Raw genomic sequence first — 12,574 nt, 5'->3', positions numbered from 1 at the left:
TCAGAACGTGCCCTGGAACATGACGAAGCCCCGCGTTCCGCCCACATCGCGCGTGTCGGAAGCGTCCGTGAAACTGGCGACGCGACGGTAGAACGCGCCGTCGTCCGCGTGGGTCACGCCGCCGCTGACCGACCAGTGCGTCGCCAACTGATATTTGAGCGTGACGCCGGTGTCCGTATAACTGGCATCCCGCGCGCCGGTTGCCAGCGCCGTCGCCAGCTGCGCGCTGTAGCGCGTGTGACCGGCGTGCAGCGAAAGGCTCCATGCATCCGCGAGGGGGAAGACGGCATCGAGCTGCAAGTAGCTGGTGCCGTGCGTATCGCCGTCATAGCCCTGCTCGGTATCGGCGCCGAAATAGTCGGTGAGCGAGCGGTTGTACTTCAGGGTGAACTGCCGCCACGTGAGCGCCGCGTTGGCCTCGACCGTGTTCAGCGAGCGCGAAGGCAGACCGGCCTCGCTGAGGTTCGCACCCGGGTAGACATAGGCATACACGCCCGCGCGCCATGACCAGTCCGCATCGATCGGACGCCCGAAGCTCGCGTAGAGATCGAGTTCCATGGAGCCACCGGGGTAGCTGCGGTCGCTGACGCTCGAAGCCCAGGCGCCGGCGGCGAATCCGCTGGGCTGCGCATAGTCGACGCCGCCCTGGATGGCGGGTTTGCCCCAGGTCTGGGTGAGGCCGCGGAACATGTAATCGGACACGGCGGCAACGTTGCCCGTCACTGCCGGCGCGTCGGCCGCCGGAGCGGCGGGAGCGAGGAAGAGGAGGAAAAGGGCCGCCGGAGCGGCCAAGGAACGGCATGTCATAAGGAACTCGGGGAAAGTGACTTTGGGGACGAGTGGGAATGCGGACGTCGATGCGTCCGTCTGACGCGCTTCAGGCCAGTCCGAACAGGACCAGCAACATATCGATGGCCTTGATGCCGATGAACGGCACGACGATGCCGCCGAGGCCGTAGACGAGCAGGTTCCGTCGCAACAGCGCGCCCGCGCCGAGGGCGCGATAGGCCACGCCCTTGAGTGCCAGCGGTATCAGGCAGACGATGACCAGGGCATTGAAGATCACCGCCGACAGGATCGCGCTGCGCGGTGTTGCCAGGTGCATCACGTTCAGCGCATTGAGGGCTGGATAGGTGCTCGCAAACGCCGCCGGAATGATCGCGAAGTACTTCGCGATATCGTTGGCGATGGAAAACGTGGTGAGTGCGCCGCGCGTGATCAGCATCTGCTTGCCGATGCCCACCACTTCGATCAGCTTGGTCGGGTTCGAGTCCAGGTCGACCATGTTGCCGGCTTCCTTGGCCGCCTGCGTTCCCGTGTTCATCGCCACGGCGACGTCCGCCTGGGCCAGTGCTGGCGCGTCGTTGGTGCCGTCGCCACACATCGCCACGAGGCGGTTTTCGGCCTGCATGTCGCGGATGAGCTTGAGCTTGGCCTCCGGCGTGGCCTCGGCAAGGAAGTCGTCGACGCCTGCCTCGGCGGCGATGGCCGCCGCGGTGAGCGGGTTGTCGCCGGTGACCATCACCGTGCGGATGCCCATCCGGCGCATCTCGGCGAAGCGCTCCTTGATGCCCTCCTTGACGATGTCCTTGAGCTCGACGACACCGAGCGTCAGGGCACCGTCGACCACCACCAGCGGTGTGGCGCCGCGGCGTGCCACATCCTCGGCCATGCGCTTCACCAACGGCGGCATATGACTGTCCTGGCCGCCGAGGTAGCGCTCGACAGCGTCCATGGCGCCCTTGCGAATGTGTCGCAGGCCGGTGTCGACGCCGCTCATGCGCGTCTGCGCGGTGAACGGCACGAACACGGCTGCCCGGTCGTTGCCGTGCCTGTCGCTCCAGCCAGGTGTGTTCGAGGCGAGCGCGACGATGCTGCGTCCTTCGGGGGTCTCGTCGGCGCGCGAGGCGAGTTCGGCCGCTTCGGCGAGTTCCCGCACCTCGACGCCCGGCGCGGGATGGAAGGCCACCGCCTGGCGGTTGCCGAGCGTGATGGTGCCCGTCTTGTCCAGCAGCAGCACGTCGACGTCGCCAGCCGCTTCGACCGCGCGGCCCGAGGTGGCGATGACGTTGGCGCGGATCATGCGGTCCATGCCCGCGATGCCGATAGCCGATAGCAAGGCGCCGATGGTCGTGGGGATGAGGCACACCAGCAACGCGATCAACACGGTGAGGGTGATCGGTTCGCCCGTCCCAGCCGCCTGCACGCTGTAGATCGAGTAGGGAAGCAGGGTGGCGCAGGCGAGCAGGAAGATCAGCGTGAACTTCGCGAGCATGATCGTCAGCGCGATCTCGTTGGGCGTCTTCCGGCGCGACGCACCCTCGACCATCGATATCATCCGGTCGAGGAAGGTTTCGCCGGGATTGCTGGTAATGCGCACGACGAACCAATCCGACAGCACCCGCGTTCCGCCGGTGACCGCGCTTCGGTCGCCACCGGATTCCCGGATCACCGGTGCGGATTCCCCCGTGATGGCGCTCTCGTCGACGCTCGCTGCGCCGACGACGACCTCGCCATCGCCGGGAACGATGTCCCCGGCTTCGACCAGGACGTGATGCCCGCTGCGCAGTTCGCTCGAGGGGGTGAATACGATCGCGGCATCGCGGTCGGGCCCCGCGAGCTTTTTCGCCGCGACGTCCCGGCGCGCGCCACGCAGCGCGTCCGCCTGGGCCTTGCCTCGTCCTTCGGCCAGCGCCTCCGCGAAGTTGGCGAAGAGCAGGGTGAACCAGAGCCAGAGGCTGACCCAGAAGATGAAGCCGGTGGGCGCCTCGCCGTGACCCGTCAATGCCTGTATCCAGAGCAGGCTGGTCAACACGCTGCAGACGAATACCACGAACATCACGGGGTTGCGGAATTGCTGGCGCGGCGAAAGCTTGACGAACGCGTCGCCCAGGGCGCGGGTGACCAAGGCGCCGTCGAAACCGCGCTTGGCGTGCGTATGGGTTGTCATGGATCAGTGCCCCGTGGCGGACATCAGTTGTTCGGCGATCGGCCCAAGGGCCAGCGCCGGCAGGAAGGTCAGTGCGCCGACGACGATCACGACGCTGGTCAGCAAGACCACGAACAACGGCGTGTGCGTCGGCAGGGTTCCGGCGGATTCGGGCACGTGGCCCTTCGCGGCGAGCGAGCCGGCCATGGCGAGCATGGCGACGGCGAGCGGGAAGCGGGCGAGGAACATGCAGATGCCGAGCAAGACATTCCAGAACGGTGTGTTCGCCGACAGCCCGCCGAAGGCGCTGCCGTTGTTGTTCGACGCCGACGAGACGGCATAGAGCATCTCACTGAACCCATGCGCTCCCGGGTTCGCAACGCCGGCCGCTCCTGCGGGAACCATGACGGCGATGGCGGTGCCGATGACGACGAGCGCGCAGGGAATGAGCACCGTGAGACTGGCCATCTTCATCTCGTGCGCCTCGATCTTCTTGCCGATGTACTCGGGCGTACGCCCCACCATCAACCCGGCGATGAACACCGCCACCACGGCGAAGGCGAGCATGCCGTACAGGCCACTGCCCACACCGCCGAAGACGACCTCGCCGAGTTGCATGAGCCACATCGGGACCAGGCCGCCCAACGGCGTCATCGAGTCATGCATGGCGTTCACCGCGCCGCAAGAAGCAGCCGTGGTGATGGCGGCGAACAGGCTCGAGGTGGCAATGCCGAACCGGGTGTCCTTTCCTTCCATGTTGCCGCCCGCCTGCAGGGCCGATGCGTGGGCGTCGACTGCAAGACCGTGCAGCGCGGGATTGCCGGCCTGCTCCGCGGCCACCGCGCCAAGCGTGAGCGGGATGAAAATGAGCAACATCGTGGCGAGGATCGCCCAGCCCTGCCGTCGATCGCCCACCATCTTTCCGAAGGTGTAGCAGAGCCCCGCGGGGATCACGAGGATCGCGAGCATCTCGATGAAGTTCGAGAAAGGCGTCGGGTTCTCGTACGGGTGGGCCGAGTTCGCATTGAAGAATCCGCCGCCGTTCGTGCCAAGCATCTTGATGGCCACTTGAGAAGCGGCCGGACCCATGGGCAAGGTCTGTGTGGTCGCTTGGAGCGTCGCCACCTCCTGGTAGGGCCGTACGTTCTGCACCACGCCCTGCGACACGAGAAGGAGCGTGATCACGAAGGAAAGCGGCAACAGCACGTAGAGCGTTGCCCGGGTCATGTCGACCCAGAAGTTGCCCAGGGACGAGGTCGCGCGACGACTGAAACCGCGCACCACCGCGATCAGGACCGCGATGCCCGTGGCCGCCGAAAGGAAGTTCTGCACCGCGAGGCCGAGCGCCTGGGTGAGGTAACTCATCGTGGTCTCGCCGGAATAGCCCTGCCAGTTCGTGTTGGAGGCAAAGCTGATGGCGGTGTTCACCGCGGAGTCCGGCGCCACGGCGCCGAAGTGCTGCGGATTGAGCGGCAGCCATCCCTGCAAGCGTTGCAGCAGGTAGACGGCGGCGATACCGATCACGTTGAACACGAGCATGGCGATGGCGTACCGCTTCCATCCCATGTCCTCGTCCGCGCGGATTCCGCACAGGCGATAGAGCCCATGTTCGATGCGGGCACCGAAGCGTGTGACGCGGTTGGGGTCGTCCGAGAACACCAGGCTCATGTAGTGGCCTACCGGTTTCACCAGGAGGACCAGCACGAGCAGGTAGAGACCCACCTGCAGCAGGGCGTTCGCGTTCATTCGAACCACTCCGGCTTGAGCAGGGCGACGCAGAGATAGCCGGTAAGCGCCAGGGCGATGGCGCCGGCGAGGACGTAGATGAGTGACATGGCGGCTCCCTCAGCGGCGACCGAGTCGGTCGCAGATCATGAGGAAGCCGATCGTCATGGCTGTAAGCACGATGACGAGGAGGATGTACAGGAATTCCACGGTTGCGTTCCGTCGAAGAGGACGGTGCGCATTGTTCGCCCCGGGCGATATTTACGGCGTATCGCGCGGGGAGGGGGGCGTAACGTTTTCGTAAATTCTTCGCGACTACCTGGCGCTGGCCGGCTCCAACCGCTCGCGGAACAGCTCGTCGATCCGCCGGTACTCGTCGTACCACGAATCCGCGTGCACGAAGCCGTGCCGCTCCATGGGGTACAGCGACATCCAGAAGTTCTTCTTGTGCAGCTCGATGAAGCGCTGGTACAGGCGGATCGAATCGCTCGCCAGTACGTTGTCGTCGATCAGGCCATGCTCGATCAGCAACGGATCGGCCAGGGCATCGGCGTAATGGATCGGCGAGCTGGTCGTATACGCCTCCGGATCCAGCTGCGGATCGTTGAGGATGTTCGAGGTGTATTCGTGGTTGTAGCTGGTCCAGTCGGTGACGGGACGGAGCGCGGCGCCCGCCGCGAATTCGCCCGGCGCGCGCAGCAGGGCGATCAGCGTCATGAAGCCGCCGTAGCTGCCGCCATAGATGCCGACGCGTTTCGGGTCCACGCCGTGGTTCGCGACCAGCCAGGCCTTGCCGTCGAGCAGGTCCTCCAGTTCCGGATGGCCCATCTGGCGGTAGATCGCCGTGCGCCAGTCGCGGCCGTAACCCTTCGAGGCGCGGTAGTCCATGTCGAGTACGACGTAGCCACGCTGGACGAGCAGGTTGTGGAACATCTGCTCGCGGAAATACGCCGGGTAGGACAGGTGCACGTTCTGCAGGTAACCGGCGCCGTGGACGAAGATCACGGCAGGTCGCGATGCCGCCGCGGCCGCGTCGGCGGGACCGTAGAACTTCGCCCAGACGGTGCCCGCGCCATGCTTCGACGGCACCTGCACGATCTTCGGCGCGATCCACTCGCGCGCCTTGTACGCCGGCTTGCGCGTGTCGGTCAGTTCATGGATCGCCGAGCCATCCACGCCGATGGTGGCGAGTTGCGACGGAACGTAGGGCGACGAATGGAGCACGGCGAGGCGAGTGCCATCAGGAGACAGCGAGAAATCGTCGAGCCCCTCGAAGGTCGTGACGCGCCTGAGATCGCCGCCTTTCGCGGGCACGTCGTAGATGTCGTAGCTGTACGGCGCCACCTTGTTCGTACGCACGTAGAAGCGCGAGCCGTCCGGGCTCAGCACCGGATGGTCGACCTCGAAGCGGCCCGCCGTGAGCGCGGTGGCCTTGCCGCCGAGTGGCCGCGTGTACAGCTGCGCGTAACCCGATTCCTCGCTCAGGTACCACAGCGTGCGTCCGTCGGGCAGCCACCCGAAGTCGTTGCCGTCCCAGTTGATCCAGGCCTTGTCGGTGAGGCGGTGCTGCGAGACCAATGCATGACGTGCGAAGTCCACGGTGGCGATCCACCGGTCCTTGTTGTCGATGGCGCGAAGCTGCACGGCGACCTGCTGCCCGTCGTCGCTCCAGACGATGCCAGGGCTGTATTCCGCGTTGACGATGACCGGTCGCTTCTTCGGGGCGGCGAGGCCGTCGGCGCGGTCGTTCTTGCCCGCCTTGCGCAAGCCGGCGACGGTCTTTGCACGGATGTCGGCCAGCGGATCGTCGCCGATGCCCGGCAGCGTCTTCGTGTCGAGGTCGAAGCTCGCGTGGGTTTTCAGGTCGAGCAGGCGCAAGGCCTGCGGCGTCGGGTCCTTCCTCCCGACGTAGCTGCGCGTGGCCTCCGTTTCGGCGTAGCCCGACTCGGTGACGTAATGCGTTAGGTCGGCGATCTTGCCCTTGTCGGCGTCCTTGGCCTCGGTGACGACGAGCATCCACCGGCCATCCGGCGAAAGCGAGGTGTCGGCGATGCTCACGTCCTTGCCGAGCCAGAAGGGCTTCGGCGCACGCCCCGCATCGGCCGCGGCCAGCGCGTCGGCGTCCGCGGTCATCGCCGCTTCGTCGGCGCGGAGGTCGCGCAGGGTCTTGAACAGGGCCTGCTGGTCGTCGGTCAGGCCGTCGGATGTCTTGGCCTTCGGATCGTCTTTCGCCTCGAGCGCCGCCGCCTGCGTCACCGGGCCGCCTTCAACCGCATAGGCGAACCAGTCGTTGTCGGCGCGGAAGGTCAGCAGGAGGCCATCGAGGGAAAACCTCGGATCGCGTTCCTTCGCCGCGGTGCGCGTCACCTGCACCGTGGCACCGCTGGCCAGGTCGCGCAGGAAGATGTCGCCATGACGGACAAATGCCGCATGGCGTCGTGCACGGTCGAACACGGGCTTTCCACCGTCCGCCTGGGCGGCCGCCGCGGCATCGAGTCGCTCAGGTGTGCCGCCAGCGGCTGGTACGCGCCACAGATCGCGCACCGGGGTGCCGTCATGCTTCAGCGAGTAGTAGACCTGGTTGCCGTCCACGCTCCAGTAGGCATCCTCGACCGGCGGCCCGATCCAGTCCGGATCGGCCATGATCGTCTCCATGTCCAGCGGCGGCTGGGCAGCGAGGGCCGGCGCGGCAGCGAAGAGGGTGAGCAGGGCGGCGGCGAGTACGCGCATCGGACGTTCCGGCAGGGGCAAATCGCAAGAGCATAGCGTGGGCCGAGAACTCGGTGGGAGCAGGTACCGGCACCGCCGTGGGTCCGGGCCAAACAGGTGAGGGCGCCTCCGGGCTCGGCGCCTTTGCTACCCTCGGCAATCCTCCACGGGAGTCCAACCTCATGCGCGTCCTCGTCCCCCGCCTGCTCGCTGCGAGCCTGTTCGTCGCCTTCGCCGCCCAGGCCGCCACGTCCGCCCCGCCGCCGACGCCGAAGCGCATGGTTTCGGAAACCCTCGCGGGACAGCCGGTGAACGATCCGTACCGTTGGCTGGAAAACCCCGACGCGGCCGACGTGAAGCAGTGGATCGACGCACAGAACGCCTACACCGAGGCGGCGATCGGCGCGATGCCACTGGGGAAGGCCCTGAGTGCGCGCATCCGCGAGCTGTCGATCACGTCCACCACGCGTTCCTCGCCCACGCTGGCGGGCGGCACGTTGTTCTACTTCGAAAACACGCCGCCGCAACCGCAACCCGTGCTGGTCGCGAAGGCCTGGCCGGACGGCGAGACCCGCACCCTGGTCGACCTGAACAAGGGCGACGGGAGCACCGCGATCACCGCCTACTGGCCCTCGCCGAGCGGCCGATACCTTGCCTACGGCACGGCGGAAGGCGGTAGCGAACTGACGACCATCCACATTCTCGACACACGCACCGGCAAGCCGCTGGGCGACGTGCTCCCGTTCGCCGGCGGCGGCACCACGCCGCAGGCGCTGGCCTGGGACGCCGACGAGAAGGGCGTGACGTACGCGCGTTTCGATGCGCCCACCGCAGGCAAGCCGCTGCGCGAATTCGACGCCCACCTCGCGCACCATGTCATCGGCCAGCCGGCGGCGAAGGACACGGTGGTGTTCGGCAAGGGCTATTCGCACGTGGCCGAATACATCCTCAAGGAAAGCGGAGACGGCAAGGCCACGGCCCTGCTGGCGAACGAAGGCGACGGTGGCCCAGCCGAGGTCTACCTGCGCACGGGCAACGGCTCCTTCAAGCGCGTGCTGGGCCATGAAGCCGACGTACGCGAGGCGAGCTGGATGGGCGACCGCCTCTACGTGGCGACATTTGCCGGCGCGCCGCGCGGCAAGATCGTCGCCATCGGCCCCGACGGGAAGGCTACCGACGTGCTCGCCGAGGGCAAGGGCGCCATCCAGCACGTGACGGCCCTTGGCGATGGCTTCCTTGTCGTGCGCAGCGCGGGCCCCGATTGGTGGGCCGACCAGTACGACGCCAAGGCAGGCTTCGTCCGCCGCGTGCCCCTGCCCGCGACCGGCATCATCATCGGTGGCGTTGCGGCCGAAAAGGGCCAGGGCAAGGCATTGATCACGTATGCCGGCTGGACGCAGCCGACGCACTGGGTCGAGTACGACGGCGCCAGTGGCGCGATGAAGACCATCTTCGAGGTGAAGCCCGCCGCCGATTATTCGAAGGTGCGCGTCACTCGCGTCGAAGGCACCTCCAAGGACGGCAGCAAGATTCCCGTCACCGTGATCGCGATGGACGGCACGACACCCAACGGCAAGCGCCCGACCATCCTCTACAGCTACGGCGGTTTCGGCATTCCGGTGACACCGGGCTTCATCGGCGCGAACCTCGCCTGGCTGGAGCGCGGCGGCGTGCTCGCCTATGCCAACATCCGCGGCGGCAACGAGTTCGGCGAAGCCTGGCACGAGCAGGGCCAGAAGACGCGCAAGCAGAACGTCTTCGACGACTTCTATGCGGCATCGCAGGCGCTGGTCGACACGAAATGGACGGACACGAAGCACCTCGGCATCCTGGGCGGAAGCAACGGCGGCCTGCTGATGGGCGCGTCGCTCACGCAGCATCCGGAGCAATACCGTGCCGTGGTCGGCGCCGTGGGCATCTATGACGTACCGCGCCACGAGACGGCTTTCGCGAACGGCCCGTACAACGTGAGCGAGTACGGCAGCGTGTCCGACCCCGTACTGGCGAAGGCCATGCTGGCCTACTCCCCGCTGCACAACGTGAAGAAGGGCACGAAGTACCCAGCCGTGCTCCTGACCACCGGCGCGAACGACCCCCGCGTGGCGCCGTGGCAGTCGCGCAAGTTCGCCGCGGCGCTGCAGGAGGCCAGCACCTCCGGCCAGCCCGTGCTGCTGCTCACCCGCATGAACGCCGGCCACGGCATCGGCGCGCCCTTCAGCCAGCGCGTGGGCAACCAGGCCCTGTCGATGACGTTCTTCGCGACCGAGCTGGGTCTCGGGGAGTAACGGCAGGTCGCGCGCTTCGCCTATATTGGCGGCGCGGCCGGGAATGGCCGTGCCGCCAAGGAAGCCTTCGTGATCGTGTCGGATCTTTTCACCCTGCCCGCCTTCGTGGCCTACTTGGCCGTCGGGATCCTGTACTTCGTCGCCTTCCTGGTGACCTATATCTGGATCACGCCCCAGCGGGAAATGGCGCTGATCCGCGACGGCAACCTCGCCGCCACCATCAGTCTCGGCGGTGCCGCCGTTGGCTTCGTGCAACCCCTGGCCAGCGCGATCGCGCACAGCGTCAACCTGCTCGACCTCGCCCTATGGGGCCTGGTGGCCTGGGCCGTGCAGTTGCTGACCCATTTCGTACTTCGGCTGGTGGTGCGTGACTTGCGCGGCAAGATCGAGGGCGACGTGCGCTCGGTGGCGGTGTTCGTCGCGGTGGTCGCCGCCTGCGTCGGCGCGATCAACGCCGCCGCCATGTCCTACTGAAGGACAGCGGCATGAAGAAAGACAGCCGAACCACGCTGCCGTCGGTCGCCCGGCATCCCTCGTTCCATGCGCCCAGCGATCCGTTGCTGCGCAAACGATCCGTGAGCGTGGCCCTGGGGGTGCTCGGCGTCGCGGCCATCGGTTTTATCTCGTTCGGTGGCAAGGACGTGCAACGCAACGGCTATGGTTCGCTGGAGGATTGCGAGCACGATTACGCCACGGGGCAATGCACGCGGGATGCGCCCGTGTCGTCCAGCGGCGCCGGCGGCTATCACTACTACGGACCCTGGTATCGCAGCGACTGGCGCAGCGGTCCGATCGCGGGCGATCCCGGACCGGGACGCCGTTTCGCAACCGGCGCCGGAGTCACAGGACACGGTCCTTCCACGATGGACTTCGGCCGGCGCGGCGGGTTCGGCTCGTCGGGGCGGGTCTCCGCGCGGGGCGGCTGATGCGACGCGAGCGGATCGTGCCGCGCACGGCATGGCAGGAGCGTGTCGAGGCGATCGGTTTCGGCTTCCATACGCTCGAAGGTAAGCCTTACTGGCGCGAAGACGCCTGCTACGTCTTCGACGAGTCCGAAATCGAGGTACTCGAGACGGCCACGGGCGAACTGCACGCCCTCTGTCTCGACGCCGTCGAGCGGATCATTCGCGCCGGACGCTACGCCGAGCTCGGCCTTGGCGACGACGCGGCGCGGCTCGTCGAGCGCAGCTGGTTCGATCGCGATCCGTCGCTCTACGGACGCATGGATCTGTCGTTCGATGGCGCATCGCCACCGAAGCTCCCCGAATACAACGCCGATACGCCAACCTCGCTGTTCGAAGCCTCGGTGGTGCAGTGGTACTGGCTCGAAGATGTGGCGCCCGAAGCCGACCAGTTCAATTCGATCCATGAGAAATTGATCGAACGCTGGCGAACGGTCGGCGGCGGCCCACGCGTGCATTTCGCGGCCTGCTACGACAACCCCGAAGACGGCACCACCACCGACTACCTGCTCGATACCTGCGTACAGGCTGGATGCGACGTCCAGCCGCTGGATATCGAAGAGATCGGTTGGTCTGGCAAGGCCTTCATCGATCTTGCGGACCGGCCGATCGACCGATTGTTCAAACTCTACCCATGGGAATGGCTGATGAGCGAGCCATTCGCCGCGCACATCCCGCAAAGCGCGGCGCGCTGGCTGGAGCCGCCCTGGAAGATGCTGCTTTCGAACAAGGCGATCTTGCCGCTGCTATGGGAATTCTTCCCGGGACATCCGAACCTGCTGCCCGCGAGCCGCGCGCGTGCGGATATCGAGGGCCCCGTGGTAGCCAAGCCGTACTGGGGCCGCGAAGGCGATGGCATCATCGTGCTGCGCGCGCGCGAGTCGAGTGAAGACAAGCCGTTCCATGTTTACCAGGCACTTGCTCCGTTACCGGTATACGACGGCCGACACGCCCTGGTGGGTTCGTGGATCGTCGGCGATGAGCCCGCGGGCATCGGCATTCGCGAAGACGACGACAGGATCACGCGAAACACGAGTTGCTTCGTGCCGCACATGTTTCGCTAGGCTTCCGGAAACGGCATGCCGTGTGTGTTGCGGTAGTGCTGGTGGAATCCCGCCGTGTGATGCAGCTGCGCACCTTCGCCACGATCTTCCGACGACACGAGTTGGCCGACGAAGAACGTATGCGAGCCGATGACCTGGCTGTGGACGATGGCCAGCTCCTGCACGCGCAAGGCCGATGCAACCATCGGGATATCGAACGCGGGAGACCGGCTGGTCGGGAAGGCCAGTTCATTCCAGGCCCTGATGGGCTCCTTGTGGTGTCGGGCCAACTGGTAAACCGTCGGCTTCATCGATGCCGGCGGGTGCGACAGCGCAACGCGGCGGATCTCGCGCATCGTGGATTCCGACACGTTGCTGCTGCGCAGGGCGAGCGAGAACAGTCCGCTGCTTTCCAGGGCCCCGATCAGGTCCATCGGAAAGATGTTGCGATGACCTTCCGTCTCCACCGACACCAGGACGACCGGACGCGGCGGCAGGTACGTGATCATGAGCTGCTGCGCGGCGATGGGTTCCATGTTCAGGTGATTGGTCGATCGGTGCTTGCGCATGCTCCGGTTCTGCCGCCACGCGGTGACCGCGCGAAGCGGCCAGCCGAGGCAGTAGTGTTCACCCGTCTCCACCTGATACAGATGGATCGGCGCATCCCCGATGGCGATGCTCCCTTCCTTCCTGAGGCGCAACACGCCAAGTACGCGCCCCGTAAGGCGATCGCTGTATTGGAGCAAGGGTCGCTCGCCGGCGTCGACGCTGGTGGCGATCGTCAGCGGCTTCAGGGAAGCGATCGTGTGGTCGCGGGTGACGGTCGCGTGGCCGCCGTTCCAGTGCAGTTCGGCGGTCACGAATTGCGCCGAGGGCTCGACGGCCACCGTCGCCCACTGAGGGATGGGTCGCACGATGCGC

Annotated in this window: 10 protein-coding genes; 4 read left to right on the top strand and 6 right to left on the bottom strand. The window is 66.4% G+C overall.

All coding sequences use genetic code 11. From position 1 onward, the window contains the following. The 5 genes from ACQKIE_RS09070 to ACQKIE_RS09050 form a co-directional block, all read right to left on the bottom strand. Entirely contained in the window at window positions 1-807 is an 807-nt protein-coding gene (locus ACQKIE_RS09070) for a TorF family putative porin (protein WP_427458113.1), read from the bottom strand. Window positions 808-877: 70 nt separating this feature from the next. Continuing rightward, the gene (kdpB, locus tag ACQKIE_RS09065) at window positions 878-2,950 is read right to left on the bottom strand and encodes a potassium-transporting ATPase subunit KdpB (RefSeq protein WP_427458111.1); all 2,073 of its coding nucleotides are present in this window, start codon (window positions 2,948-2,950) and stop codon (window positions 878-880) included. Between the two features lie 3 nt (window positions 2,951-2,953). Further along, window positions 2,954-4,675, bottom strand: a complete 1,722-nt coding sequence (gene kdpA / locus ACQKIE_RS09060; RefSeq protein ID WP_427458109.1) for a potassium-transporting ATPase subunit KdpA — start codon at window positions 4,673-4,675, stop codon at window positions 2,954-2,956. After that, on the bottom strand, window positions 4,672-4,764 hold the full coding sequence (gene kdpF / locus ACQKIE_RS09055; protein ID WP_427458107.1) for a K(+)-transporting ATPase subunit F: 93 nt from the start codon (window positions 4,762-4,764) through the stop codon (window positions 4,672-4,674). The genes kdpA and kdpF overlap by 4 nt, the downstream gene beginning before the upstream one ends. A gap of 205 nt (window positions 4,765-4,969) precedes the next feature. Further along, window positions 4,970-7,384, bottom strand: a complete 2,415-nt coding sequence (locus ACQKIE_RS09050) for a S9 family peptidase (RefSeq protein WP_427458105.1) — start codon at window positions 7,382-7,384, stop codon at window positions 4,970-4,972. A 161-nt stretch (window positions 7,385-7,545) separates the two neighbouring features. On the opposite strand from ACQKIE_RS09050, the gene ACQKIE_RS09045 reads away from it, so the two are divergent. The 4 genes from ACQKIE_RS09045 (at window position 7,546) to ACQKIE_RS09030 (ending at window position 11,674) form a co-directional block, all read left to right on the top strand. Beyond that, on the top strand, window positions 7,546-9,648 hold the full coding sequence (locus ACQKIE_RS09045; protein WP_427458103.1) for a prolyl oligopeptidase family serine peptidase: 2,103 nt from the start codon (window positions 7,546-7,548) through the stop codon (window positions 9,646-9,648). A 69-nt stretch (window positions 9,649-9,717) separates the two neighbouring features. Further along, window positions 9,718-10,122, top strand: coding sequence for a DUF350 domain-containing protein (locus ACQKIE_RS09040; protein WP_427458101.1), 405 nt, complete (start codon window positions 9,718-9,720; stop codon window positions 10,120-10,122). Window positions 10,123-10,133: 11 nt separating this feature from the next. Beyond that, on the top strand, window positions 10,134-10,574 hold the full coding sequence (locus ACQKIE_RS09035; RefSeq protein WP_427458099.1) for a hypothetical protein: 441 nt from the start codon (window positions 10,134-10,136) through the stop codon (window positions 10,572-10,574). Next, window positions 10,574-11,674: a glutathionylspermidine synthase family protein gene (locus tag ACQKIE_RS09030; RefSeq protein ID WP_427458097.1), complete on the top strand. Its 1,101-nt coding sequence runs from the start codon at window positions 10,574-10,576 to the stop codon at window positions 11,672-11,674. The genes ACQKIE_RS09035 and ACQKIE_RS09030 overlap by 1 nt, the downstream gene beginning before the upstream one ends. Here the strand turns inward: ACQKIE_RS09030 and ACQKIE_RS09025 are convergent. Beyond that, window positions 11,671-12,567 carry a flavin reductase gene (locus tag ACQKIE_RS09025; RefSeq protein ID WP_427458095.1) on the bottom strand — a complete coding sequence of 299 codons (897 nt, stop codon included), beginning with the start codon at window positions 12,565-12,567 and terminating at the stop codon, window positions 11,671-11,673. The genes ACQKIE_RS09030 and ACQKIE_RS09025 overlap by 4 nt on opposite strands. Window positions 12,568-12,574 lie beyond the last annotated feature (7 nt).

This window comes from Luteibacter sp. NPDC031894 (genome assembly GCF_050273135.1).
Lineage (GTDB): Bacteria > Pseudomonadota > Gammaproteobacteria > Xanthomonadales > Rhodanobacteraceae > Luteibacter.
This window is presented reverse-complemented; position numbering and strand designations above follow the sequence as displayed.

What these genes read in the sequence shown, in the direction of transcription:
- kdpA (WP_427458109.1), bottom strand. Translation starts at nt 4,675, where the DNA reads ATGAACGCGAACGCCCTGCTGCAGGTGGGTCTCTACCTGCTCGTGCTG.
- ACQKIE_RS09030 (WP_427458097.1), top strand. Translation starts at nt 10,574, where the DNA reads ATGCGACGCGAGCGGATCGTGCCGCGCACGGCATGGCAGGAGCGTGTC.
- ACQKIE_RS09035 (WP_427458099.1), top strand. Translation starts at nt 10,134, where the DNA reads ATGAAGAAAGACAGCCGAACCACGCTGCCGTCGGTCGCCCGGCATCCC.
- ACQKIE_RS09045 (WP_427458103.1), top strand. Translation starts at nt 7,546, where the DNA reads ATGCGCGTCCTCGTCCCCCGCCTGCTCGCTGCGAGCCTGTTCGTCGCC.
- ACQKIE_RS09050 (WP_427458105.1), bottom strand. Translation starts at nt 7,384, where the DNA reads ATGCGCGTACTCGCCGCCGCCCTGCTCACCCTCTTCGCTGCCGCGCCG.
- ACQKIE_RS09070 (WP_427458113.1), bottom strand. Translation starts at nt 807, where the DNA reads ATGACATGCCGTTCCTTGGCCGCTCCGGCGGCCCTTTTCCTCCTCTTC.
- kdpB (WP_427458111.1), bottom strand. Translation starts at nt 2,950, where the DNA reads ATGACAACCCATACGCACGCCAAGCGCGGTTTCGACGGCGCCTTGGTC.
- kdpF (WP_427458107.1), bottom strand. Translation starts at nt 4,764, where the DNA reads ATGTCACTCATCTACGTCCTCGCCGGCGCCATCGCCCTGGCGCTTACC.